Raw genomic sequence first — 23,101 nt, forward strand, 5'->3', positions numbered from 1 at the left:
CTGGATGATTTCGGATACTACTTGTGATTTCGACGGAGGTGGAACGGTGACCGGTTTTTTCAGCCGACTGAAAGAAGGACTCACCCGAACACGGCAAAACCTGGTCGAGAAGGTGGAGGCCCTGGTGACGGGGCGGCCCAAGATCGACGAGGAACTCTTTGAGGAGTTGGAAGAGGCCCTGATCAGCGCCGATGTGGGCGCTGACACGTCCCTCGACCTGGTGGAACGCCTGCGGCGGACCGTGAAGGAGCAGAAGATCGGCGATCCGGCGCGGATCAAGGACCTGCTCCAGGCGGAGGTGGCCCGCATCCTGGGCGAGCAGGCCCAGACCGTCGCACTGGATCATCAACCCACCGTCGTCCTCATCGTCGGCGTCAACGGCGTCGGCAAGACGACGACCATCGCCAAACTGGCCCACCGGTGGAAACAGGAGGGACGCAAGGTCCTCCTGGCAGCCGGCGACACCTTCCGGGCGGCGGCCATCGACCAGTTGGAGATCTGGGGGCAGCGCGTCGGCGTCGAGGTCATCCGCCATCAGGAGGGTTCCGACCCGAGCGCGGTCGCTTTTGACGCTGTCCAGGCCGCCAAGAGCCGCAGTGTTGACGTGTTGATCATCGACACGGCCGGCCGCCTGCACAACAAGGCCCACCTGATGAATGAACTGAGCAAGATCAACCGGGTCCTCGACCGGGCGTTGCCGGGCGCGCCCCATGAAACCCTGCTGGTTCTCGACGCGACGACAGGGCAGAACGCTGTCAGCCAGGCGCGCCTCTTCAGAGAGGCTGTGGGCTTGACTGGTCTCGTGCTGACCAAATTGGACGGCACGGCCAAGGGTGGCGTCATCCTGGCTATCGCGGCGGAGATGGAGGCGCCTGTCAAGTTCATCGGCATTGGCGAGAAGATGGACGACCTGCGCGACTTCGATCCCCCTGAATTCGCCCGCGCCTTGTTCGGCTAGCCAATGACAACAATTTAAGGAGGAGTCATCATGCCCATCGTCAACATCACCATGCTCGAAGGCCGCACAGAAGACCAGAAGCGCGCCGCCACCCAAGCCATCACGGAGGCCCTCGTCCGGCACTGCGGCGCCAAGACGGAAAATGTGGTCATCACCATTGTCGATGTCCCGACGACCAACGTCTACATGAACGGCATGCTTGTCAGCGATAGAAGGAGGAATCCTGGGTGAAGGCATCCATCGCCATCATCGGCGGGACAGGCGTTTACGACCCGTCCATGATCGTCGATCCCCGTCACGTCAAGGTAGACACCCCTTATGGAACGGTTTCCTTGAAACTCGGCAAATACGCCGGCAAGGATGTGGCCTTTTTGAACCGCCATGAGGAGGGCCATTCAGTCCCTCCTCATCTCGTCAACTACCGGGCCAACATCCTGGCGTTGAAACGGCTTGGTGTGCGTCAGATCATCGCTACGGCAGCCGTCGGTTCATTAAATGAAGCGATGGGGACGAACAGCCTCGTCGTCATCGATCAGTTCCTTGACTTCACGAAGGCGCGACCGAACACCTTTTTCGAGGGCGGCGCCAACGGCGTCATCCATACCGACGTGACCCACCCGTACTGCGCCCGGATCCGGCAGACCATGCTGGAGGCGGCCAAGGCGGAGCAGTTGAGCGCCCATGACGGCGGCGTCTATGTCTGCACGGAAGGCCCCCGTTTTGAGACGCCTGCCGAGATCCGCATGTATAAAATGCTCGGCGGCGACCTGGTGGGGATGACGAGTGTTCCCGAAGCGCCGCTGGCCCGGGAGGCGGAGATGTGTTACGCTACCGTCTGCATGGTGACCAACTTCGCCGCCGGCATCTCGCCGCAGGTGTTGACCCATATGGAAGTCCTCGACGCCATGAAGGCGAACATAGAGAACATCAAACGCCTGACCATGCGGACCATCGCCATGCTGGAACCGGAGGCGGACTGTGAGTGTCAGCACGCGCTGGCCGAATTCGGCGGCTTCAAACTGTAAGGGGAAGGGGAACGCTGTTGGATACGATGCGCTGGCAGGAGGATCACCTGCTGCTTCTCGATCAGACCAAACTGCCCGTTACGGAAGAGTATATCGAATGCTGGGATCACATCATCCTCTGTGACGCTATCAAAAAACTGAAGGTCCGCGGCGCCCCGGCCATCGGCGCGGCTGCCGCCTTCGGTGTCGCTCTGGCGGCGCTCAACTACACCGGTGAGGACCGGGTCGACTTTGCGGCCGATGTCAAACAGGCCATCGCCGATCTGGGCAAGACGCGCCCGACGGCGGTCAATCTCTTCTGGGCGCTCCGGCGCATGGAGGCCATCCTCGAAGATATTCGAACATACAGCGTCAAGGAACAGCAGGAGCGCCTCGTCGCTGAGGCGAAGGCGATCTTCGATGAAGACCGGGCCATGAACGAACAGATGGGCCAGTACGGTCTCGAATTGATCCCCGATAGCGCCGGCATCCTGACCCACTGCAACGCCGGCGCCCTGGCTACTGCCGGCTTCGGCACGGCCCTGGGCGTCATCCGGGCGGCCCACCAGGCCGGCAAGGAGATCTCTGTCTTCGCCGATGAGACGCGGCCCCTTTTGCAAGGGGCGCGGTTGACCGCCTGGGAACTGATGCAAGACGGCATCCCCGTCACCTTGATCACCGATTCCATGGCGGCCTATGTGATGAAACAGAAGCTTATCGACTTGGTCATCGTCGGCGCCGACCGGATCACGGCCAACGGCGATGTGGCCAACAAGATCGGCACCTACGGCGTCGCCCTGGCCGCCAAAGCCCATGGCATCCCCTTCTATGTGGCGGCGCCGGTGTCCACCTTCGACCTGACCCTTTCGTCGGGTCTTCAGATCCCCATCGAGGAGCGCGACGCCGAGGAGGTCCGCCGTGTCGGCGAATCGATCACAGCGCCGGCAGGGGTGCCTGTCTACAACCCGGCCTTTGACGTGACCCCAGCTGAACTGGTGACAGCCTTTATCACTGACCGCGGTGTTTTCCGTCCTCCTTACCTGGAGACGTTGCAGGCGATGGCGGAAACGAAGTGACCCTGTTTTTTTGAGGAGGATGTGTATGGCGAGAATCCTGATCCAGGGTGGCATGGTGCTGCCGATGACCGAGCGCTCCGCCATTGGACGGGCCGATGTCTATGTGGAAGACGGCATCATCGCCGACATCTTCCCGGGAGGCGCCCCTGAGGCGATCTTCGGGCCTGACCTGCAGGTGATCGATGCCCGCAATAAGGCGGTCCTACCGGGCTTAGTCAACGCCCATACCCATGCGGCCATGACTCTTTTTCGCAGCTACGCCGACGATCTGCCCTTAATGCGCTGGCTCAACGAAAAGATCTGGCCGGCCGAGGCGAATCTGACTGGCGATGATGTCTACTGGGGCACCCTTCTGGCAGCGGCCGAGATGTTGAAATCGGGCACGACCGTCTTCGCCGACATGTACTTTTTCATGGACCGTGTGGCCGAGGCTGTCGCCGAGAGCGGCATGCGGGGTCACCTCAGCCGGGGCATGATCAGCGTAGCCGGCGAAGCGAACGGTAACAAGGGCCTCACTGAGTCGGAAAGGCTCTTCTCCGACTGGAACAAGGGCGCCGACGGGCGGATTCGCGTTTGGTTGGGGCCTCATGCGCCTTACACCTGCAATCCCGATTACCTGAAAAAGGTGATGGACTTGGCCGACCGCCTGGGAACAGGCCTCCATATCCACCTGGCCGAAACGCGGACAGAGGTGGAGGATATCACCAAGCAGTACGGCAAATCGCCCATCCTGCTGATGGACAGCATCGGGCTCTTCGAACGGCCCGTCTTGGCCGCTCACTGTGTCCACCTGACCGAGGCGGAAGAGGAGATCCTGACTACGAAAAAAGTCGGTGTCGCCCACAACCCGGAGAGCAACATGAAGCTTGCCTCCGGCATCGCGCCCGTCGAGAGTTTGCGCAAACGTCAGGCTGTAATCGGTTTGGGCACCGACGGGGCATCGAGCAATAACAACCTCGACCTGATCGAGGAGATGCGCCAGGCTGCCTTTTTGCAGAAGGTCAATCTTTTCGATCCGACAGCAATGCCGGCTTACGCTGTCCTGGAGATGGCCACCATCGGCGGCGCCCGCGCCCTGGGATGGGATGACGTTATCGGCTCCCTAGAGGCAGGCAAAAGGGCCGACATCGTCATCGTCAACATGGACCAACTACACCTGTGTCCTGACTTCGATCCTGTAGCCCACCTGGTCTATGCGGCTCGGGGGTCTGATGTGGAAACGGTGCTCGTCGACGGCCGGATCCTGGTGCGGGACGGGAAATTGGTTCATCTCAATGAAAAGCGGATCATGGAGGAAGCGCGCGCCCGGGCAATTCGTTTGACGACTCCGAAGGCTTAACAGCAGGAATCCTGCTCTGAAAGGAGAATATAACCCTCATGGGGTTCTTACTCCTTTTGGAAGGAGCCAGGCGATGGAATACTTTGTCATCGGAATGAGCGCCGTCCTCCTTCTTTTTCTTGCCTACCGGTGGCAGGGAGGTCGGCTACATATACCATACAGCGAAGAGAAACAGAGACAGATGGCGCTCCTGGAGCGGCGGATTTCAGAAATGGAGGGTCAGATTGCCTATCTGGCCCTTGAGCGGGACGACGCTCTGCGGACCATCGAGTCTCAGCGGATGGCCCAGGAGGATCTGGACGAACTGACCCGCCAGAATTACATCCTCCATGAAATCAACCGGGCCATCAACACCACTGTTGATGAAGGCGAAATCGTCACCATCATCCTCCAGGCGATGGTGACCTTGACGGGCGCTGAATCAGCGTCGATCATCCTCTGGGATGAGGAAGATGTGCGGATCGTGAGCCACTGCGGCTTTGGCGACGGAGCGGCATGTCTCCCGGACCGCCCGCCTGAGGGTTTTCGCGACAGCGTGGCCTGGCAGGTGCTCACCACCGGCCAGCCCTTTATCCATGACCATTCAGCCGAGTACCGCCGGTACCGGCCATCGTTGACCAACTATGTAGCCTCTATCCCGCTGACCTTTATTAAGGAAGTCATCGGCTGCATCAACATCCACTCGATGGGACCGCGTTACCTGCTCACCTCTTCGAAGGCCGAGATCCTGCAAATCCTGGGCGGTCAGGCTGCGCTGGCTTTGAAAAACGCCAGCATGTACCACCAGTTAAGACGGCAGAATGAGTATTTCGCCAAGCAGGCTGTAACAGACGGCTTGACGGGTTTGCACAATCACCGTTTTTTTCAACAACGTTTGCAGGAACTGATGGAGGAAAGCGAAGCGTTGGGACGGACGCTCATCTTATTGTTGCTTGATATCGACCATTTCAAGCGCTGTAACGACACCTACGGCCATCCCTGTGGCGACGAGATCCTCCGGCAGATCGCCGTTATCCTGCGGAGCCATCTCGGTCCGGAGGAGGTGGCCGCCCGGTACGGCGGTGAGGAATTTGCCGTGATTCTCCCTGCCGCTGATCTCCAGCGAGGGATCGAGAAGGCGGAACAGATTCGGCTGGCGGTGGCGAACTTCTGTTTTCACAACCCCGATCGCAGCCTCTGTCTGAACATAACCGTCAGCATCGGCGCTGCCCAGAAGTTAGCCGGTTGGGACAAGTCGCGGTTGATTGAAGCGGCTGACCGCGCCCTCTACCGGGCAAAAGGACTGGGTCGTAACTGCGTCTGCGTGGATATGGACCGGGACATGTCGGAGGAGGCCGGTTGAGTCTAACTGGAGCGATGTTGCTCACGAAGCAGTTGCGATAAAGAGGCGTCATGTACCAAAAAGCGCTTCGACCATAAACGAAGGAAGGCTGTGGCCTTCCTTCGTTTCGTGAAGGAGAAAACCTTGACAGTCCTGTGGCTTCATAGTAGAATCATTAAGTGTCAAGTCTCCTCCCTTTACAGAAGGGTTTTGTGATGGAAGAAAGACCGCTCGAAAAATTGACGCGGATGGCCCTGCTCAACGACTTTTACGGTCAATTGCTGACTGAACGTCAGCGGCAGGTTCTATCCCTTTATTACGAGGACAATTTCTCCCTGGCGGAGATCGCCGAGGAGTTCTCTGTGACGCGCCAAGCCGTCTTCGACCTGTTGAAGCGGTCCGAGAAGATCCTGCTCGGTTATGAAGAGAAGCTAGGATTGGTCGATCGCTGGCAGGAGGAACGAGTGAGGTTGTCGGAAATCCTGGCGCAACTGCAGCGCTGTCATCGCGACGGCGATGGGGGACGGTTGGAAGGGGTCATCCTCCGACTGAAAGAAATGCTTGACGAAAGCGGGGGAGCCACTGATGGCCATGTTTGAGGGATTGGCGGAAAAACTGCAAAACACCTTCAAAAAGCTGCGTGGCAAGGGGAAGGTCTCAGAGGCCGATGTGGCCGAGGCGATGCGGGAGGTCCGCATGGCCCTTTTGGCGGCGGACGTCAGCCTGAAGGTTGTCAAGGATTTTGTTGCCCGCGTCAAAGAACGAGCTATCGGTCAAGAGGTCCTGGAAAGCCTGACGCCTGGTCAGCAGGTCGTTAAGGTGGTCTATGAAGAACTGGTCTCCCTGATGGGAGGCGCCTCATCGAAGCTGACCTTATCGCCCAAACCGCCGACGGTGGTCATGCTCGTCGGTTTGCAAGGCGCCGGCAAGACGACGACCGTCTCCAAGCTGGGCCTGTTCCTGCGCAAGCAGGGGCGGCGGCCCCTCTTGGCGGCTTGTGACGTCTACCGTCCGGCGGCGGTGAAACAGCTTCAGGTCCTGGGCAATCAGCTCGACCTGCCCGTCTTTTCGATGGGCACTGGCATCAGCCCGATCGACATCGCCAAGGGCGCTGTCGAGCATGCCGTCGCTCATGGGCGCGATGTGGTCCTGCTCGATACGGCTGGCCGTTTGCACATCAACGAAGAGTTGATGGATGAACTGAAATCGATCAAAACATCGGTCCGGCCCCATGAGATCCTGCTTGTGGTGGACGCCATGACCGGTCAGGACGCCGTCAATGTGGCCGAGTCCTTCCATGGGCAACTCGGACTCGACGGGGTGATCTTGACCAAGCTCGATGGCGATGCTCGGGGCGGCGCCGCTTTGTCTGTCAAGGCGGTCACCGGATGCCCCATCAAGTTCGCCGGCATGGGGGAGAAGCCAGATGCCTTAGAGCCCTTCCATCCGGACCGGATGGCCTCGCGCATCCTGGGGATGGGCGATGTGCTCACCCTGATCGAGAAGGCCCAGGCCAACATCGACGCCCAGACGGCCAAGGATATGGAACAGCGCCTGCGCAAGGCTGAGTTCAACCTGGAAGACTTCCTGTCTCAGATTCAGCAGATGAAGAAGATGGGACCCCTCGATCAACTGATGGGCATGATGCCGGGCATGAACAAGATAAAGGCCATGAAAGATGTGCAGATCGATGATAAAGACATGAAGCATGTGGAGGCCATTATCCTGTCCATGACGCCGGAAGAGCGGCGCAATCCCCAGATCCTGAAGGACAGCCGCAAGCGACGCATTGCCCGCGGTTCCGGCACCTCGGTCCAGCAGGTGAACAACCTGCTCAAGACCTTTGAACAGACGCGCAAACTCTTCAAGCAGTTCGCCGATATGCGCGGCGGCAAGGGGCCGGGCAAAGGGCCCGGTGGCAAGAAGGGTATGTTCCGGATGCCTTTCATGAAGTAAAGCAGTCAAACTCTTTGAAGGAGGTGATATTCTTGGCAACTCGGATTCGTCTCAAACGCCTGGGTATGAAAAAAGCTCCCTTCTACCGGGTCGTTGTCGCCGATTCCCGTTCTCCCCGGGATGGGCGTTTTATTGAAGAGATTGGTTACTACAACCCCACCAAAGAACCGGCCATCCTGCAGATCGATGAAGAAAAAGCGATCAAGTGGCTGTCCAGCGGGGCTCAACCTTCGGATACCGTCAAGGCCTTGTTGAACAAGGCTGGGATCCTGGACAAGTGGGCGGAGAAAAAAGCGCAGGCTTAATCGCGTCCAATGGGGAATGTCCAGTGGGGAGGTACCCACGTGAAAGAGTTGGTAGAGGTTCTGGCCAAAGCCCTGGTCGACCGACCAGAGGCCGTGCAAGTTACCCAGACGGAGACGGACAAGCAAGTCGTGATTGAACTTCGCGTCGCTCCAGAAGACATGGGTAAGGTCATTGGCAAACAAGGTAAGATTGCCAAGGCCATCCGCACGATGGTCAAAGCGGCCGCCGCCAGGGATGGACGGCGTGTTATGGTTGAAATTCTTTGATTCATTGGAATCAAAAAGGCAAAGACACAGGGAAAAGGGGGCGAAAGCTCCCTTTTTCCCTTCTAACGGGGGAGGCCGCCTGTTATGTCGAAGCGTGTCCGGGTGGGGCAGATCGTCAACACACAGGGGGTGCGCGGACAGGTCCGCGTCTGGCCGCTGACGGAAAAGCCGTCGCGGTTTAATGAACTGAAACGGGTTTTCCTGGAGTCGGCGCCCCAGGGGTTGCCAGAGGTGTTGACGATCGCCGGCGCTCACCCCATGAAGAAACTGGTGATCGTCAGCTTTCAGGAGATCGGTGATATGACCCAGGCCGAGCGGCTCAAGGGCTGCTACCTGACCATCCCCGTTGAGGAAGTGCCGCCGCCGGAAGCAGACAGCTACTACCATTTTCAACTGGAAGGTCTGGCTGTTTTTACAGAGGAAGGGGAAAAACTCGGGCAGATCGAGGAGATCCTGGAGACAGGCAGCAACGATGTCTATGTGGTCCGCCAGTCGTCTCCGCCGAGCGAGGTCTTGGTCCCGGCCCTGAAGTCGGTCGTGCTGAAGGTCGATCTGGCTGCAGGGACGATGACGGTAAGGCTCCCGGAAGGGTTGCGCTGACCGATGGCGATAAACGGATGGCGATACAATGAAGATTGACGTGTTGACGATCTTTCCGGAGATGTTTTCCGGACCGATGGATGCGAGCATCATCGGGCGGGCGAGGGAGAAGGGTATCCTGTCGGTAAAAGCCCATGATGTGCGGGCTTATACGACGAACAAGCACCGTCGCGTCGATGACACCCCTTTTGGCGGCGGTGCCGGCATGGTGATGAACGCTCAGCCCTTTTTCGACGCCTTGGAGTCGCTCTGCGGCCCGCGCGAACAGCGGGATCCTTCGCGGGTGCGGGTGGCCCTGATGACGCCGCAAGGGGCGGTTTTTCATCAGGCCAAGGCGCGCGAGCTCTCCGGTTTAGAGCAAATAGTGCTGATCTGCGGCCGCTATGAAGGGATTGATGACCGGGTCCGTCAGGCCTGGGTCGATGAGGAGATCTCCATCGGCGACTATGTGCTCACTGGCGGCGAATTGCCGGCGATGGTTGTCATTGACGCCGTGGCCCGCCTGCTGCCAGGGGCTCTGGGCGATGAGACCTCTGCTGAGGAGGAGTCCTTCAGCGATGGCTTGCTTGAGTATCCCCAGTACACGAAACCGGCCCTCTTTCGCGGGATAGAGGTGCCGGTTGAATTGCTGAGCGGTCACCATGAGGCCATCCGGCGCTGGCGGCGCAAGGAGGCCTTCAAACGGACTTATCAGAACCGCCCGGAACTGCTCATCGGTCGGTCTTTCCCATTCGATGACCGGCTGCTGCTGGCCGAGGCCTTGCGCGAATTGGGCCTCGAAGCGGAAATCCCGGAAAAGCCGAAGAAGAAATACGCCAGGGGGAGGGAGCCGCACTCGTGAACCTGCAGGATGTTCGCCTCTATATCGGTCTGGTCCACCACCCCGTCTACAATAAGCGGATGCAGGTTATCGCTACATCGGTGACCAACCTGGACCTCCATGACATCTCTCGCAGCGCCACCACCTATGACGTGGCCGGTTATTTCGTCATCCACCCCCACCAGGCCCAACAGCGCCTGGTTGGCGAGATCCTGCGCTATTGGATGGAGGGTTATGGGGCCGAATACAACCCGGACCGCAAGGAGGCCCTCGAACGGTTGAAGGTGACGGCCACCCTGGAAGAGGCCATGGCGGCCATCGAGGAGAAAGAGGGAAGGCGCCCGAAGATCATCACGACCGATGCCCGGATTTATGACAACTCGGTCGGCTACCGTCAGATGCGGGAAAAGTTCGTCACCGAGGAGGGTCCTTGGCTGCTGCTCTTTGGCACCGGCTTCGGCATGGAGCGGGAAATGATGATGAAGGCCGATTACATCCTCTATCCCATATGGGGGCGAGGGCCTTACAACCATCTCTCGGTGCGGGCGGCGGCGGCGATCATCCTCGACCGGCTGCTGGGGGAGCCTTGGTTTGAGGGTGACTTTGGCGCGCTATGTAGTGCTACCGACTTCTCAGAGTAACAAAGCTAGTTGTAACGTTTACGCTTCGTTGCGGTTTGCGCCGGCTCCGCTCGCCAAGAGCTGCGCGGCTACTCGCTTGTCTGCTCCGCTGGCGCGCCAAACCTCTGGGCTTTTCTGCATGTGAACCATGGCGCGCTTAACCGCTCCGCAGCCTGCGCTCGCTTAACGCCGCTCCGCTCAAAGGTTCGCTGCGCCGGCGCAAACCTGACGTTGTCGTTACGTTCTAAAATGGGAAACTCGATTACTCTTCGTCGCGGTTTGTGCCGGCTCTGCTTGTCAAGAGCTGCGCGGTTGCTCGTTTGTCTGCTCTGCTGACGCGCCAAACCTCTGAGCTTTTCTGCATTGTGAACTTATGACGTACTTAACCGCTTGCAACTTGACTCCCTTTACAACGATCCGCTTAAAAGGCAGCTGCGCATGCTCAAACCTTACGTATACGTATTAGCGATTGTTTTCGGACTTTTCTTTTTGCACTTACGAGTTCTTCTCCGTTAAATTATTTATTTTTTGGTTTTTATAAGTAGTAAAAAAGCCCTTCGAATGCAGAATTGCTATTCGAAGGGCTCATTACATTATAGTACGTTTTAATTCTTGGTAGTCTGGGGAGGGACAATTAAAGGTAATCCAACAAAGTCTTCTGAAACAGAGGCGATAATTCTAGCGGATTTAGCATACAATGGTGTTGATAAATCGTTCAACATTTCTTCGATGATCGAAATAGAAAGTGATTCTTCATTTCTATATATCCCTATTAATTCAATATCGAGTTTAAACGGCCCATCCGGTTTAAAATAAATTTTTTCAGTTAACTTTATTTTAAGTATCTTCTCATCATTTTCCAAAATATCTATAGAAGAATCTCTGACTAACTCTACTTCTTGTTTAGAAACTGCTGATATTTTTTGTCCGTTAATACTAAAAAGCCTAGTATCTAATAAGCGGGGTCTCTTGATTTGAAAATTTGTATCTTTTTCCGTCTTTAAATTGCTTTTCATCGTTATCTATTAAACCTCCTATTCTGTTCCACAAATTATTTTGAATTTGAATTTCAGGCTCATTAACAATCAAAAGTTGTTTTTGTTCACTAATTGTAGTAATTGATTTAAAAACAGTGTGCGTAGTAAAATTTCTCTTAGATTCCGTCTTTTTCCCAAAGTTGAAAAATAACAATGAAAGAATGTATTGGTTTAAACTAACTCCTTCTGACTCAGCTTCCTCAGATAATTCTTTATGAAGTGACTTCGGAATACGCAATGTAAATTTACCACTATACTCATTCGTTCTAGCTTGGGGCAGAGGAATACTCTGCCCCTTGTTTACTGCCATACTATACCATACCATTTTTGCATCATTAAGGTTGCATATAGCTTCTTCTGGTGTTTCTCCATCAGTCATACATCCGGGAAGTTCCGGAATTTCAGCAAACCAGCCCCCACCTTCCTCCTCTGAAAGGGGCCGTATCTTAATAGAATATTTTTGTTTTAAAAAATCATTTTTATTCATTCCAAATAAATTCTCCTACATATGCGTCTATAAACCCATTGTATCGAAAATATCACTATAGATCCATAAATTCGTCAATTAATTCAAATATCATGGTTACGTAAACTCGCTTAACACGATTGTTATGCACTGGAATTGAAAGGTTTCTTTTTGATAACGGATGAGAAACAGACCAATGGCTTCCTCCGTTGGGTTCCGCAACTAAGAGGCCAATGCGTTTCAGTAGAGATTGAAATTCATCCCATTTGATTTCAATGGGATTGTTTCGAAGACGCAAAAGTCGTTTTTTGAATTTCGACATAGGTTCTCCTCAAATCAATAGTCATTATATGCACTCCTTTAATTGGATATTCCTAGGAACCATATTGTCAGGCACCATATATGATACCATTTTTTCTTAATGGTAGCAATATCCACTCGGAATCATAGTCGAATGACTAGACATTCGTTATTTTTGGTAAACTCTTTGTTGTCTGGACGACCGCCATATGCTATAATACTTTTGTTTGTAGGCGGGAACGTTGTTCCCCCTGAGCAAGGGTGGTCCGCTGCTCCATGGATTAGGTGGGGTAAGAACGCCTGGGCCGGAAGGAGGTACAGATCGATGCAAGATATTATTCGCCAGATCGAAGCGGAGCAACTGCGTAAAGATATCCCTGATTTCAAGCCGGGCGACACCGTCAAGGTGCACGTCAAGGTTGTTGAAGGAAACCGGGAACGGATCCAGTTGTTTGAAGGGATCGTCATCAAGCGCCGTGGTGGTGGTCTCAGCGAGACCTTCACCGTTCGTCGCGTCTCTTACGGCGTCGCCGTAGAGCGGACGTTCCTCATTCACTCCCCGCGACTCGACAAGATTGAGGTTGTTCGTCGCGGACGCGTGCGCCGGGCCAAGTTGTACTACCTGCGCGGCCTTTCCGGCAAAGCGGCTCGGATTCGAGACATACGGTAGACTGGTGTTCAGGGACTGGGAAGCCAGTCCCTTTTGTCTATGGATTTACTGGTATATAATGGAATTCGGAGGGATGTTCTGTGGAAGAGATGCAGCAACCGGAGGATTCTGCTTTGCTAAGTCAAGCAAAGCCGCCTAAGTCGGCTGCCCGGGAGATCGCCGAAGCTGTGTTAGTGGCGATTTCGCTGGCCCTTCTGATCCGCCTATTCCTCTTTCAGCCGTTCTATATCCCCTCCGGTTCGATGGAGCCGACTTTACTGCCTTTGGACCGCATCATCGTCAGCAAGGTCAATTACTGGTTTTCCGAGCCGGCGAGGGGCAATATCATCGTTTTTCGCTTCCCTGAGGATCCGAAGCGTGATTTTGTCAAACGGGTCATCGCTGTCGGAGGCCAAACGGTAAAAATCCGCAACAACCAGGTTTTTGTCGATAATCAGCCCATTCTGGAACCTTACCTGCCTCCGGCTCATCGAATGCAAGATTATGGTCCGGAGACGGTGCCGGAAGGTCAATTCTTTGTCATGGGGGATAACCGGGACCACTCCTACGACAGCCGGGGTTGGGGATTTGTGCCGAGGGAAAATGTGATTGGGCAGGCGGTTTTTCTCTACTGGCCTTTTGACCGTATGCAGACCCTGGGAGGAGCCTGACTTTGAGCGGCATTCAATGGTACCCCGGCCACATGACCCGGGCGCGCCGCCAGGTGGCCGAAGACCTGGCCAAGGTCGATCTCGCGTTGGAGCTGGTGGATGCCCGGATTCCCTTCAGCAGCCGCAACCCCGATATCGATCGCATCCTTGGCGAAAAGCCACGGATCGTCTTGTTGAATAAGGCTGATCTGGCCGACCCGTCAGAGACGCGGCGCTTTATCGACTTTTTTCGGGAGCAAGCGATCCCAGCCCTATCGGTTGACGCTGCTTCCGGTGACGGTGTCAGAGCCATCGCGCCGCTCGTTGAACAGACGCTGGAACCGCTGCTCCAACGTTGGCGGCAGCGGGGGATGCGGCCACGGGCCTTCCGAGCCATGGTGGTGGGCATTCCCAATGTGGGCAAGTCATCGCTGATCAACCGCCTGGCTGGTCGGCGAAGGACAGTGACAGCCGATCGTCCGGGTGTAACCCGAGGTCCCCAGTGGGTGCGGATCGGTCAAAAACTGGAACTCCTCGATACGCCGGGGATCCTTTGGCCGAAGTTTGAAGACCCCCTTGTTGGCTTCAAGCTTTCCGCTACAGGCGCTGTCAGCGACCTCGTCGTGCAGGTGCAGGAGGTGGCCCAGTTTATCCTTCGATGTATCGCCGACAAAGCGCCCCAGGCCCTGCTGGAGCGTTACGACTTGCAAACCGGGGAGATTCCGGAAGCGGAATGGCTGGATGCCGTCGCGCGTCGGCGAGGTTTCCTCCGCCCCGGCGGCGTCTTGGACCGGGAAAAAGCGGCTGTTCAGGTCTTCGGTGATTTTCGTTCCGGCAAGCTTGGACGGTATACCCTGGACAAGCCGGAAGAACAGAAATAGGCGCCCCTCGCTCAGAAGGGCGCTTTTTTTCGTCATTTTAAGTTTTATCCCGGTCACTCTGTTAAAGCATTCGTCCCGCTGTGCGACGGCGGGAGGAGTTGGTCAAGGGTTTCCACGGTATATCCCCGTTCCCGAATCGTCTTCAAGATGCCATCCATGGCGTCAACAACGGCTTTCGAGTTGCCATGGAGCAGGATGATCGCCCCGGGGTGAAGTTGGCCGCTCACATCTTCCAGAACTTGCTGAGGTCGGGACGATGGCAGCCAATCCACCGAGGAAATACTCCAGAAGACCGTCCGGTAACCGAGGTTTTTCGTCGACTCGAGGGACTTGCGACTGAATTCTCCCTTGGGTGGCCGCAGGTACTTGGCCGAATAATCGTTGCCGGAGATCTGCTGGATGTCCCGGTGCAGCGACAAGATTTCTTCAGTGAGTTTTTCCGTGGAGATGTCAGGCAGGCTCGGGTGGTTCCAGGTGTGATTCGCCACCGTATGGCCTTCAGCGATCATGCGCCGGAGCAGGTCGGGCTGCGTTTTCACCCAGTGCCCGGCTAGGAAAAAGGTCGCTTTGGCGTTATGGGCGGCCAGGATTTCGAGGATGCGTGGTGTGGCGCCATCCAGTTCATAGCCCATGTCAAAGGTGATGGCCACAGACTTACGGCTGCTGTCGCCCATATAGACGGCGTCGTAGTCCTTGAGGAGTTCCTTTTGCCATTCCGGAACATAGGGAGGGACTTCATTTTTGGAGCGCACGAAGCCCCAACCGAATTTTCCGGTGGCACTGTTGGGCGAGGCACCGAAATGGGCCAGATCATCCGGTTCCACCGGCATCGCTTGCAGACTTACATATCCCATGATGCCAAACAGGAGAAACAGGGCCGCTCTGCGAATTATTCTGTTCAATGGGCGCCCTCCGTTCCTTGGCGGAATCTCACAAATAGTGTGTCTGCCAGGGAAGGGAGCTATGGGCGGGATTCGCAGGGGTCAATGGCGTCTCTTTCCACCTGGTTTCCGAGGAGAGCGGAGGATGGATGGTGTCGAAAAGCAGTCTTTTGTTAAAGGAATCATGGATGGAGCGGGAATCGTTGCTGCGCGGCAAGGGGTTTCAGGTGATCGCCGGTGTCGATGAGGCAGGTCGAGGGCCTTTAGCAGGCCCCGTTGCCGCCGCCGCCGTGATCCTGCCACCCGGCTGTATGATTGAAGGGTTGAATGATTCCAAAAAACTGTCGCCTGCCCGGCGAGAAGCTTTGGCTGCCGAGATCAAACGCCTGTCTGTCGCCTGGGGAGTAGGTATTGTTTCGTCACGGCTTATCGACCGGATCGGCATCGTTCCCTCCACCTTTCGGTCTATGTCTTTGGCGATCAAGAAACTCGGCCTCAAGCCCGATTATCTGATTGTTGATGGGAATCAAAAAATCTCCGGTTATGACGGGGTTCAGGAGGCGTTGATCGACGGCGACGCCCTCGCTGCGCCGGTGGCGGCCGCTTCGATCCTGGCCAAAGTGGCCCGCGATGGTTTGATGGAGCGGTATGCCCGCTTTTTTCCCGGCTACGGATTCGAGCAACATAAGGGCTATGGCACACGTGCTCATCGTTCAGCCATTCTGGATCAGGGAATCTGTCTCCTGCACCGATCCACTTTTGTCCACTTACGTGAACCGGAGGAGGGTTGACCATGGATATCGGCCAGGTACTGGTGCGGGCGTTGCTCTCCAGCATGAGGCCGCGCAACGCGAACGAGGGGGGGAACTGGAAGGTCGGCGCCATCGTCAACGGCTTGGTGCTGGAGATGCTGTTCAAAGACACCTATGCAGTCAATGTGGAGGGCAAGAGGATCACCCTCCAGTCGCCTTACCTGCTGTCTCCCGGCGAGGAGATCCGCCTGGAGGTGCAAGGTCATGATGAGGGACAGGTGAAAGCCCGCCTACTGCCGACGGACAACCGGTATGCTGCAGGAGACCGGACGACGAGTCTTCTGAAACAGGCGGGTGTCGATAATACGCTGCAGAACCGTTTGATCCTGAAATCGCTCACCGGTTCCATGCTCGGCTTGACGCGCGATAACTTCCAGCAGGTGGCCCTCGGCATGGCATTGCTCGGCCATACCGAGGAGCAGACGGCCCAGACAGTCGCTTTCGCCCTGAAGTCGGATATTCCCTTGAGAGCTGACACACTGCGGTTGCTCCATTCGGCTTTTGCGGGGGAGCCGTGGCAAGGGTTGCGGGATTGGATCAACGATGTCAAAGGGGCAATCAAAGCCCAAGGGGGAGCTATCCCGGAAGCGTTGCTCCATCTGGAAGCTGAATTTGCCAAAGTCGAGCCGCAGTCGGAGGATTCGGCGGAGGCGATCAGCCAGAAGTTGGCACGGCTGTTGGAAAGTCAAATACAGGCATCCAAGCGGCAAATAGGCGGCCAGAGCGATCCGATGCTTCGCACGACGCCGGGAAACGCGAACGGATTGCCGGTCGTGATGACCCAGGCTGCTGGTAGAGCCCTTGACGGGCAAGGTAAGTTGGTTGGCTTGCCTCCAAACGGCGCCCAGGAGACTGCCCTTGGGCAGGGCACCGTTTCCCCCCCCGGCGCGGGTACAGGAGCGGGAGAGAAGGATAAGTTGATCAAAGCGGCGATGGAGCAACCGTCTCAGGGGAGTAACGTTTTGGATAAAGGGGATCAAGCGAAAACTGCCCCGGGGAGAACGTCTGTGGAGAGAGTTGGCGCAGAGCAACCGCTCGTTGAAAGACCAACTGCAGACAAAAATGCGACTGAGCGAACCCTTGCGGAGAAACTAGGTCAGGGATTACTGGAAGGTGCTTCTAAAGAGAAGATGGCAGCGCTGGCGCAGCAGATTACCCGGGCAGTTCAGGAGGTGGAAGTCTTTTTTACCAACCGGGGCACGGATGCGGCGGACTTGCTGGCGCGGGGCAAGGCGATCGAGGAACGGCTGGCCGGTCACCAGGTATTGCAGGGATTAGATAAGGGGACCCAGGGCGCCAATGATTATCTGTCCTTCACCATCCCTTACCGCCTCTCTGGCGGAAAAGAAGGGAGCGGGCAACTCCGTGTTTATAAGGATGGGAAAAACCGTACCCTTGATCCGGAGAACCTCCGGTTGGCCCTCGTTTTAGACACGGAGCATCTCGGTTTTGTCACGATTGAGCTGGCGGTGCAGCGCAAGGAGATTCAGAGCAGGGTGACTGTGGCAGAGCCAGCTGTAATGGAAGTGGGAAAAGTTGCCTGGCCCGAGTTGCAGCAGGCTCTGGCGGAACAAGGGTTTCACCTGGGCGGGGCGAGTTGGCGCGTCGGCTTGCCGGCTGATCTGCGGCCGTCGCCAGCAGAGGCGCCCCAAAACTGCGAACCGGGTCGTGTGAATATTCGCATCTGAGAGGAGAGGGGCGCTGATGGACGAATCACGAAAGAGGCCTTTGACGGTAGAGGACGCGGCGGTGGCCTTGCGCTTTGACCCAGCGGAGGATGCGGCGCCGAGGGTGATCGCCACCGGCAAGGGCCATCTGGCCCGCAAGATCCTGGAGATCGCCCAGGAGAAGGAGATCCCGGTCTATGAGGATCCCACGCTCATACAACTGCTGTCCAAGCTCGACCTTGGCGCAGAAGTTCCCCCGGAGTTGTACCGGATGGTGGCGGAGGTGCTCGCCTTTGTCTACCGACTCGACAAGGGCATGGCCAAGGGGCGTGACTGATTTTCGTGGAGAAAGAGGGATCTTTTGTTGATCCTGTGATCCAGTGAAATGGGAAATGACCTTCTGCGGGCTCGGTTTCCTCGATGTATACATGGACAGGACCGAGTTTTTGCTATAATATGTACAGGGAACGTCAATGCTATGTAAAAGGTGCATTGATTTTTGCTTTTTTTTCTAAATTGGAAGGGATCTGTCCTAAAACGCAGAATATTATCGTTTTGGGACTCCGCTTCTCTTCTTGGTCGACCATTTTAACTATAGAATTCCAGAAGGAAGGAGGGAACAAGAGTGTTGAAGGAGTACTTGGGCATCAGTTTGTTCCTGGCCGCGGGTTTGATTATTCCCTTCCTCGCCTTTGCCGTGTCCCGTCTGCTCCAGACCCGTACCAACAGCCCAGCAAAGGGCGAGCCTTATGAGTGCGGCATGGAAACCATCGGGGATACCTGGATCCAGTTTAAGTCCAACTATTTTCTCTATGCGCTGGTCTTCGTGGCCTTTGACGTAGAGACGGTATTTCTCTATCCCTGGGCCGTCAAGTTCCAGCAACTGGGAACCTTTGCGATTGTGGAGATGTTTATCTTCATCACCATTCTCGTCGTCGGTTTCTGGTATGCCTGGAAGGAAGGAGCTTTGGAATGGAAATAGACAAGAACATCGACACCCTCAGCGAGGGGCAGGTCGATGAACTGATCAAGAAAAACATCATCATGACCAGCCTGGAAACGGTCTTCAACTGGGCCCGCGGCAATTCCCTCTGGCCTTTGTCCTCCGGTTTGGCCTGCTGCGCCATTGAGATGATGGCCACTGGCGCCAGCCGTTTCGACATGTCCCGTTTTGGCTACGAGGTCTTCCGTCCTTCTCCCCGGCAAGCCGACCTGATCATCATCGCCGGCACCTTGACCTGGAAGATGGCCCCGGCTATCCAACGGGTCTATGAACAGATGCCGGAACCGAAGTGGATTATCGCCATGGGCTCTTGCGCCTGCACCGGCGGTCCCTTCGCCGACTCCTACGCCGTCGTTCCTGGTGTGGACAAGGTCATCCCTGTCGATGTCTACGTGCCGGGGTGCCCGCCGCGGCCCGAGGCCTTGCTCGACGGTTTCCTTAAATTGAAAGCGAAAATCCAAAACCCAGCCAAAGTGGGGTTGAAGCATGGCAAATAATCTCTTGGATCGGTTCAGCCAGGACGAACTGGCGGCACGGCTGCAGGCAGAAGTGGAAGTCACCGGAGAAGGAGTCAGCCGTGCCGTTGTTGTGCCTAAGGAACAACTGCTCGCGGTGATGGAAAAGCTGCTCTGCGAGCCGGACTTCGCCTTTGACATGCTTTCGGACCTGACGGCGGTAGACCGGAAGGATGCCGGCTTTGAAGTCGTCTACCAACTGTTTTCGCTCAAACATCTCTGCGACCTGCGCGTAAAGACGCGGACAGCGGCGGAGGAGGCCCAGGTTCCGACGGTGACCGGTATCTGGCCCGGCGCTGACTGGATGGAGCGGGAGGTTTATGACCTGATGGGGGTCACCTTCCTCGGACACCCCAACATGACGAGGCTGTTGTTGCCGGATGAGTTCGAAGGACATCCCTTGCGGAAAGACTTCAAGCTCCAACCAAGAGCGTAGGGTGGTGATATCCTTTGCAAACACAAACCTATGAACTAAACTTTGGCCCGCAGCATCCCTCAACCCACGGCGTGTTGCGGATCGTCCTGGAACTGGATGGCGAGGTCGTTGTCAAAGCGACGCCGGTCATCGGCTACCTCCATCGCGGGATTGAGAAGATCTGCGAGAACCGGACTTATATACAGACGGTACCCTTCACTGACCGGATGGACTACCTGGCCGGTATGGGTAACAACCTGGGCATCTCCCAGGCGGTGGAAAAGTTAATGGGTGTCGAGGTGCCTGAGCGGGCCGAGTATATCCGCGTGATCATGTGCGAATTGTCGCGGATCGCCTCCCACATGATCTGTTGTGGCAGTCTCGTCCAGGACCTCGGCGGCGTGACTGGCTTCGTCTTTTTTATTCGCGACCGGGAAGACATCCTGGAACTGTTTAACCGCGCTTGCGGCGCCCGGATGACCTTCAACTATATCCGCCCCGGCGGCGTCGCCCAGGACTTGCCGGATGGTTGGGTGGCGCAGTGCCGGAAATTCCTCGCCGATTTTAAAGGTATGATGGAGACCTACCACAAACTGGTCGTCGGCAATGAGATTTTCCAGATGCGTCTTAAGGGTGTGGCACCCCTCAGCGCAGAGCGAGCCATCGCTATGTCGGCCACCGGCGGGGTGCTGCGGGCCAGTGGCGTCGATTATGACGTCCGCAAGGCCGACCCCTATGGAATCTATGACCGCTTCGACTTCAAGGTTCCCCTCGGGACCAATGGCGACAACTGGGACCGCTTCATGGTCCGGATGGAAGAGATGGAGCAGTCGGCGCGGATCATTGAGCAGGCCCTTGATCAGTTGCCCGAGGGTCCCATTATGGGCAAGATCCCCAAGGCGATCAAGCCACCTGCCGGCGAGGTCTACCACCGGATCGAGAACGCCAAAGGCGAGATCGGCTTCTACGTCGTTAGCGACGGTTCCCTAAAACCCTATCGCTGGCATGCCCGTCGCGCCGCCATGATCAATCTTCAGCTCCTGGACGAGCTCTGCCGCGGCTTTAAAATCGGTGACGTCGTCGCCATCCTGGGCACCCTGGATCCGGTGCTGGGTGAGGTAGACTGTTGATGCAAGGTGGGAGACGATGAGATGACTGACCAAAACATTTTTATGGCGATCAGCGGCTTCCTGCGGTCCTTTCTTGGCCCCTTGCTGGGAAACGACCTCACCGATATGGTCATGTATGGTGTGGGGTTGCTGGGCGTTATCATTTTTATCTTCACCAACGCCATTGTCCTGGTGTTAATGGAACGGAAAGTGGCCGCCTTCATGCAATCCCGTCTTGGCCCCAACCGGGTTGGCCCCTGGGGTCTCTTGCAGACGGTGGCGGACACGCTGAAACTGCTTGTCAAGGAAGACTATAAGCCCCATAAGGTCGACACCTGGGTCTGGGCCTTGGGTCCGGCATTGCTGTTCATCCCGGCCATCGGCGCATACGCCGTCATCCCTTTTGACTATCAAGCGGTTCCTGTAGACCTCAACATCGGCATTTTCTACTTTATCGCCATATCGTCGCTGTCGACATTGCCTTTTCTGATGGCTGGCTGGGGTTCCAACAACAAGTACTCCCTGATCGGCGGCATGCGCTCTGTGGCCCAGATGATCAGTTATGAGGTTCCCCTGATCTTCTCGCTCCTCGGTGTGATCATGCTCGTTGGCTCCCTTCAGATGTCCGCCATTGTGGAGGCGCAACATCGCATCTGGTTCATCTTCCTTCAACCCGTCGCCTTTGTGATCTATGTGATCGCGGCGACGGCGGAGACGAACCGGACGCCTTTCGACCTCGTCGAGTGCGAAGGGGAGATCATTGCCGGTCCCTTCACGGAATACTCGGGCATGCGTTGGGCCATGTTCTTCCTGGCCGAATACGCGAACCTCGTCGCCGTCTCGGCGATCGCCACGACCCTCTTTCTCGGGGGCTGGCAGCCGCTGCCGTTGCCGGGTGTTCTCGGCGATCTGATGGCCTTTATCCCGGGATGGGCTTGGTTCGCGGCGAAGACCTACTTTATGATCTTCCTCTTCATGTGGTTCCGCTGGACCTTCCCGCGTTTCCGCGTTGACCAACTGATGGCCTTCGGCTGGAAAGTCTTGATTCCCCTGTCGCTGGCGAACATCCTGGTCACCGGGGTGGGGATCTATCTCTACCGCATGGCGATAGGAGGGTAATCGATGCAAGGTAAAGGCTTATTGACCGGGATGTGGGTCACCCTCAAGGAGTTCTTCCGCAAAAAAGTGACCGAAGAGTACCCCGATGTGATGCCCGACCTGGGCGAACGCTTCCGGGGGGGGACCATTAAGCTAAAGACAAGCAAGTGCATCTCCTGCGGGATTTGTCAGAACGCCTGTCCCAACGGCTCAATCAAATTGACGAGTGTCAAGGATGAAAACAACAAGCGCAAGCTGAGTACCTATGTGCATGATGCCGGGTTGTGCCTTTTCTGCAACCTCTGCATCGACTCCTGTCCGGTAAAGTGCATCGATTGGACAGGCGAGTTCGCCTTTTCAGGTTATTCCCGGGAAGACCTTGTCTTCGACTGCATCGAACTCGCACAAAAGCGGGGCTATGATCCGGTTGAAGTCAAGGAACCCCCGGCAGACGAGGAAAAGGGGTGATGGGCCGATGGTGAATGAATGGATCTATGCAGGCGCCTTCTACGGCCTTGCCGTGTTGACGCTGCTGTCGGCCGCCGGGGTGGTCTTCCTCAAGGACATTGTCCACTCGGCCCTGTTGCTGGCGGCTTCCTTTGTCGGTGTCGCTGGCATCTATGTTCTGCTCAACGCCGACTTCTTGGCGGCTGTGCAGGTGCTCATCTACGGTGGCGCCGTGGCCATCTTGATCGCCTTCGGCGTCATGTTGACGCGCCGCCCGCACATGAAAGAAACGAATGCAGACAACCGCTGGGTTGTCTGGGGCGCTTTCACTGCGGCCTTGACCTTCGCGATCTTCGGCTGGGCCTTGTCTTTCACCCACTTTAAGCCTATCGATGAAACGCCGGCGCAGGTGTCGGCTGTCGACGGGATCGCCACCCAACTGCTAGGGGACTTTGTCGTGCCCTTTGAGGCGGCGGCCTTCCTGTTGCTTGTCGCTTTGGTGGGCGCTATCATCCTTGCGAAGGGGGCGAAGGAAGCGTGACGATCAACCCAATGGCGTTAGTGGCGCCTATCGGATTGACCCATTTCCTGCTGCTCGCTACGGCACTCTTCTGCCTGGGGCTCTACGGTGTCTTTGTCAAGCGCAACGCTATCGCCTTGTTAATGGGCATTGAACTGATGCTGAATGCGGTGAACATCAACCTCATCGCCTTCAATAAGTTTATCGCGCCGGCCAGTTTCACCGGGCAGGTCTTTTCCATCTTTGTCATCGTTGTGGCAGCGGCCGAAGTGGCCGTCGGGCTGGCCCTTGTCATCAGTATTTACCGGGATCGCGCCACCACCAGTGTAGATGACCTCGATTGGCTCAAATGGTAGCAACAGCGACAACCGGAAAGTAAGGTAGG

At 56.5% G+C, this 23,101-nt stretch carries 30 protein-coding genes; 27 read left to right on the top strand and 3 right to left on the bottom strand.

Annotated features, from left to right (window positions below):
* Positions 1-4 precede the first annotated feature (4 nt).
* From ftsY to AC0CW1_RS01715, 13 genes are all read left to right on the top strand, one after another.
* On the top strand, positions 5-958 hold the full coding sequence (ftsY, locus tag AC0CW1_RS01655; protein ID WP_488181382.1) for a signal recognition particle-docking protein FtsY: 954 nt from the start codon (positions 5-7) through the stop codon (positions 956-958).
* Between the two features lie 30 nt (positions 959-988).
* Positions 989-1,189: a tautomerase family protein gene (locus AC0CW1_RS01660; protein WP_488181383.1), complete on the top strand. Its 201-nt coding sequence runs from the start codon at positions 989-991 to the stop codon at positions 1,187-1,189.
* Complete coding sequence (mtnP, locus tag AC0CW1_RS01665; RefSeq protein ID WP_488181384.1) at positions 1,186-1,983, top strand: S-methyl-5'-thioadenosine phosphorylase; 798 nt, start codon at positions 1,186-1,188, stop codon at positions 1,981-1,983. Before AC0CW1_RS01660 ends, mtnP begins: the two co-directional genes overlap by 4 nt.
* Before the next feature lie 17 nt (positions 1,984-2,000).
* Positions 2,001-3,038 carry an S-methyl-5-thioribose-1-phosphate isomerase gene (gene mtnA, locus AC0CW1_RS01670; RefSeq protein ID WP_488181385.1) on the top strand — a complete coding sequence of 346 codons (1,038 nt, stop codon included), beginning with the start codon at positions 2,001-2,003 and terminating at the stop codon, positions 3,036-3,038.
* A gap of 25 nt (positions 3,039-3,063) precedes the next feature.
* A complete protein-coding gene (locus AC0CW1_RS01675) occupies positions 3,064-4,377 on the top strand; it encodes an amidohydrolase (protein WP_488181386.1) in 1,314 nt (437 codons plus the stop codon).
* 73 nt (positions 4,378-4,450) lie between these two features.
* Positions 4,451-5,719 carry a GGDEF domain-containing protein gene (locus tag AC0CW1_RS01680; RefSeq protein WP_488181387.1) on the top strand — a complete coding sequence of 423 codons (1,269 nt, stop codon included), beginning with the start codon at positions 4,451-4,453 and terminating at the stop codon, positions 5,717-5,719.
* Positions 5,720-5,913: 194 nt separating this feature from the next.
* Positions 5,914-6,297, top strand: a complete 384-nt coding sequence (locus AC0CW1_RS01685) for a putative DNA-binding protein (RefSeq protein ID WP_488181388.1) — start codon at positions 5,914-5,916, stop codon at positions 6,295-6,297.
* On the top strand, positions 6,290-7,654 hold the full coding sequence (gene ffh, locus AC0CW1_RS01690) for a signal recognition particle protein (RefSeq protein ID WP_488182093.1): 1,365 nt from the start codon (positions 6,290-6,292) through the stop codon (positions 7,652-7,654). The genes AC0CW1_RS01685 and ffh overlap by 8 nt, the downstream gene beginning before the upstream one ends.
* A 32-nt stretch (positions 7,655-7,686) precedes the next feature.
* The gene (rpsP, locus tag AC0CW1_RS01695; RefSeq protein ID WP_488181389.1) at positions 7,687-7,959 is read left to right on the top strand and encodes a 30S ribosomal protein S16; all 273 of its coding nucleotides are present in this window, start codon (positions 7,687-7,689) and stop codon (positions 7,957-7,959) included.
* Positions 7,960-7,998: 39 nt separating this feature from the next.
* Complete coding sequence (locus AC0CW1_RS01700; RefSeq protein WP_488181390.1) at positions 7,999-8,226, top strand: KH domain-containing protein; 228 nt, start codon at positions 7,999-8,001, stop codon at positions 8,224-8,226.
* 84 nt (positions 8,227-8,310) lie between these two features.
* Positions 8,311-8,826, top strand: coding sequence for a ribosome maturation factor RimM (rimM, locus tag AC0CW1_RS01705; RefSeq protein ID WP_488181391.1), 516 nt, complete (start codon positions 8,311-8,313; stop codon positions 8,824-8,826).
* Positions 8,827-8,854: 28 nt separating this feature from the next.
* Positions 8,855-9,667 carry a tRNA (guanosine(37)-N1)-methyltransferase TrmD gene (gene trmD / locus AC0CW1_RS01710; RefSeq protein ID WP_488181392.1) on the top strand — a complete coding sequence of 271 codons (813 nt, stop codon included), beginning with the start codon at positions 8,855-8,857 and terminating at the stop codon, positions 9,665-9,667.
* A complete protein-coding gene (locus tag AC0CW1_RS01715; protein WP_488181393.1) occupies positions 9,664-10,287 on the top strand; it encodes an RNA methyltransferase in 624 nt (207 codons plus the stop codon). Before trmD ends, AC0CW1_RS01715 begins: the two co-directional genes overlap by 4 nt.
* Before the next feature lie 584 nt (positions 10,288-10,871).
* Here the strand turns inward: AC0CW1_RS01715 and AC0CW1_RS01720 are convergent.
* Both AC0CW1_RS01720 and AC0CW1_RS01725 read right to left on the bottom strand, forming a co-directional pair.
* Positions 10,872-11,282 (bottom strand): hypothetical protein, encoded by a 411-nt coding sequence (locus tag AC0CW1_RS01720; RefSeq protein WP_488181394.1) that lies wholly within the window; start codon positions 11,280-11,282, stop codon positions 10,872-10,874.
* A complete protein-coding gene (locus tag AC0CW1_RS01725; protein ID WP_488181395.1) occupies positions 11,212-11,790 on the bottom strand; it encodes a toxin-antitoxin system HicB family antitoxin in 579 nt (192 codons plus the stop codon). Before AC0CW1_RS01725 ends, AC0CW1_RS01720 begins: the two co-directional genes overlap by 71 nt.
* Positions 11,791-12,394: 604 nt before the next feature.
* Between AC0CW1_RS01725 and rplS the strand changes: the two genes are divergently transcribed.
* The 3 genes from rplS to ylqF all read left to right on the top strand — a co-directional run bounded on the left by rplS (position 12,395) and on the right by ylqF (position 14,249).
* A complete protein-coding gene (gene rplS / locus AC0CW1_RS01730; RefSeq protein ID WP_488181396.1) occupies positions 12,395-12,739 on the top strand; it encodes a 50S ribosomal protein L19 in 345 nt (114 codons plus the stop codon).
* Positions 12,740-12,828: 89 nt separating this feature from the next.
* Positions 12,829-13,389, top strand: a complete 561-nt coding sequence (lepB, locus tag AC0CW1_RS01735; RefSeq protein WP_488182094.1) for a signal peptidase I — start codon at positions 12,829-12,831, stop codon at positions 13,387-13,389.
* 2 nt (positions 13,390-13,391) lie between these two features.
* Positions 13,392-14,249: a ribosome biogenesis GTPase YlqF gene (gene ylqF / locus AC0CW1_RS01740; RefSeq protein ID WP_488181397.1), complete on the top strand. Its 858-nt coding sequence runs from the start codon at positions 13,392-13,394 to the stop codon at positions 14,247-14,249.
* 53 nt (positions 14,250-14,302) lie between these two features.
* Here the strand turns inward: ylqF and AC0CW1_RS01745 are convergent, their stop codons facing one another.
* Complete coding sequence (locus AC0CW1_RS01745) at positions 14,303-15,151, bottom strand: polysaccharide deacetylase family protein (protein ID WP_488181398.1); 849 nt, start codon at positions 15,149-15,151, stop codon at positions 14,303-14,305.
* A gap of 131 nt (positions 15,152-15,282) precedes the next feature.
* On the opposite strand from AC0CW1_RS01745, the gene rnhB reads away from it, so the two are divergent.
* From rnhB to nuoK, 11 genes are all read left to right on the top strand, one after another.
* Positions 15,283-15,921, top strand: a complete 639-nt coding sequence (gene rnhB, locus AC0CW1_RS01750; protein WP_488181399.1) for a ribonuclease HII — start codon at positions 15,283-15,285, stop codon at positions 15,919-15,921.
* Positions 15,922-15,923: 2 nt separating this feature from the next.
* A complete protein-coding gene (gene fliK / locus AC0CW1_RS01755) occupies positions 15,924-17,630 on the top strand; it encodes a flagellar hook-length control protein FliK (RefSeq protein ID WP_488181400.1) in 1,707 nt (568 codons plus the stop codon).
* Between the two features lie 16 nt (positions 17,631-17,646).
* A complete protein-coding gene (locus AC0CW1_RS01760) occupies positions 17,647-17,946 on the top strand; it encodes an EscU/YscU/HrcU family type III secretion system export apparatus switch protein (RefSeq protein ID WP_488181401.1) in 300 nt (99 codons plus the stop codon).
* Between the two features lie 288 nt (positions 17,947-18,234).
* On the top strand, positions 18,235-18,591 hold the full coding sequence (locus tag AC0CW1_RS01765; protein ID WP_488181402.1) for an NADH-quinone oxidoreductase subunit A: 357 nt from the start codon (positions 18,235-18,237) through the stop codon (positions 18,589-18,591).
* A complete protein-coding gene (locus AC0CW1_RS01770; protein WP_488181403.1) occupies positions 18,582-19,109 on the top strand; it encodes an NADH-quinone oxidoreductase subunit B in 528 nt (175 codons plus the stop codon). Before AC0CW1_RS01765 ends, AC0CW1_RS01770 begins: the two co-directional genes overlap by 10 nt.
* Positions 19,099-19,563: an NADH-quinone oxidoreductase subunit C gene (locus AC0CW1_RS01775; RefSeq protein WP_488181404.1), complete on the top strand. Its 465-nt coding sequence runs from the start codon at positions 19,099-19,101 to the stop codon at positions 19,561-19,563. The genes AC0CW1_RS01770 and AC0CW1_RS01775 overlap by 11 nt, the downstream gene beginning before the upstream one ends.
* 14 nt (positions 19,564-19,577) lie before the next feature.
* Positions 19,578-20,672: an NADH-quinone oxidoreductase subunit D gene (locus AC0CW1_RS01780; protein WP_488181405.1), complete on the top strand. Its 1,095-nt coding sequence runs from the start codon at positions 19,578-19,580 to the stop codon at positions 20,670-20,672.
* Positions 20,673-20,693: 21 nt separating this feature from the next.
* Entirely contained in the window at positions 20,694-21,770 is a 1,077-nt protein-coding gene (nuoH, locus tag AC0CW1_RS01785) for an NADH-quinone oxidoreductase subunit NuoH (protein ID WP_488181406.1), read from the top strand.
* A gap of 3 nt (positions 21,771-21,773) precedes the next feature.
* Positions 21,774-22,217 (top strand): NuoI/complex I 23 kDa subunit family protein, encoded by a 444-nt coding sequence (locus AC0CW1_RS01790; RefSeq protein ID WP_488181407.1) that lies wholly within the window; start codon positions 21,774-21,776, stop codon positions 22,215-22,217.
* Between the two features lie 7 nt (positions 22,218-22,224).
* Positions 22,225-22,737, top strand: a complete 513-nt coding sequence (locus tag AC0CW1_RS01795; RefSeq protein WP_488181408.1) for an NADH-quinone oxidoreductase subunit J family protein — start codon at positions 22,225-22,227, stop codon at positions 22,735-22,737.
* 11 nt (positions 22,738-22,748) lie between these two features.
* Positions 22,749-23,072 (top strand): NADH-quinone oxidoreductase subunit NuoK, encoded by a 324-nt coding sequence (gene nuoK, locus AC0CW1_RS01800; RefSeq protein ID WP_488182095.1) that lies wholly within the window; start codon positions 22,749-22,751, stop codon positions 23,070-23,072.
* Positions 23,073-23,101 lie beyond the last annotated feature (29 nt).

This window comes from Heliomicrobium sulfidophilum (assembly GCF_057715735.1).

Bases quoted from the DNA above. Each gene is read 5' to 3' on its own strand.
- nuoH (WP_488181406.1), top strand. From the start codon at position 20,694: ATGACTGACCAAAACATTTTTATGGCGATCAGCGGCTTCCTGCGGTCC.
- AC0CW1_RS01775 (WP_488181404.1), top strand. From the start codon at position 19,099: ATGGCAAATAATCTCTTGGATCGGTTCAGCCAGGACGAACTGGCGGCA.
- rplS (WP_488181396.1), top strand. From the start codon at position 12,395: ATGCAAGATATTATTCGCCAGATCGAAGCGGAGCAACTGCGTAAAGAT.
- AC0CW1_RS01790 (WP_488181407.1), top strand. From the start codon at position 21,774: ATGCAAGGTAAAGGCTTATTGACCGGGATGTGGGTCACCCTCAAGGAG.
- AC0CW1_RS01770 (WP_488181403.1), top strand. From the start codon at position 18,582: ATGGAAATAGACAAGAACATCGACACCCTCAGCGAGGGGCAGGTCGAT.
- ftsY (WP_488181382.1), top strand. From the start codon at position 5: ATGATTTCGGATACTACTTGTGATTTCGACGGAGGTGGAACGGTGACC.
- AC0CW1_RS01680 (WP_488181387.1), top strand. From the start codon at position 4,451: ATGGAATACTTTGTCATCGGAATGAGCGCCGTCCTCCTTCTTTTTCTT.
- AC0CW1_RS01660 (WP_488181383.1), top strand. From the start codon at position 989: ATGCCCATCGTCAACATCACCATGCTCGAAGGCCGCACAGAAGACCAG.
- AC0CW1_RS01720 (WP_488181394.1), bottom strand. From the start codon at position 11,282: ATGAAAAGCAATTTAAAGACGGAAAAAGATACAAATTTTCAAATCAAG.
- ffh (WP_488182093.1), top strand. From the start codon at position 6,290: ATGTTTGAGGGATTGGCGGAAAAACTGCAAAACACCTTCAAAAAGCTG.
- AC0CW1_RS01760 (WP_488181401.1), top strand. From the start codon at position 17,647: ATGGACGAATCACGAAAGAGGCCTTTGACGGTAGAGGACGCGGCGGTG.
- trmD (WP_488181392.1), top strand. From the start codon at position 8,855: ATGAAGATTGACGTGTTGACGATCTTTCCGGAGATGTTTTCCGGACCG.
- AC0CW1_RS01685 (WP_488181388.1), top strand. From the start codon at position 5,914: ATGGAAGAAAGACCGCTCGAAAAATTGACGCGGATGGCCCTGCTCAAC.
- AC0CW1_RS01725 (WP_488181395.1), bottom strand. From the start codon at position 11,790: ATGAATAAAAATGATTTTTTAAAACAAAAATATTCTATTAAGATACGG.
- fliK (WP_488181400.1), top strand. From the start codon at position 15,924: ATGGATATCGGCCAGGTACTGGTGCGGGCGTTGCTCTCCAGCATGAGG.
- AC0CW1_RS01795 (WP_488181408.1), top strand. From the start codon at position 22,225: ATGGTGAATGAATGGATCTATGCAGGCGCCTTCTACGGCCTTGCCGTG.
- lepB (WP_488182094.1), top strand. From the start codon at position 12,829: ATGCAGCAACCGGAGGATTCTGCTTTGCTAAGTCAAGCAAAGCCGCCT.
- AC0CW1_RS01675 (WP_488181386.1), top strand. From the start codon at position 3,064: ATGGCGAGAATCCTGATCCAGGGTGGCATGGTGCTGCCGATGACCGAG.
- nuoK (WP_488182095.1), top strand. From the start codon at position 22,749: ATGGCGTTAGTGGCGCCTATCGGATTGACCCATTTCCTGCTGCTCGCT.
- rimM (WP_488181391.1), top strand. From the start codon at position 8,311: ATGTCGAAGCGTGTCCGGGTGGGGCAGATCGTCAACACACAGGGGGTG.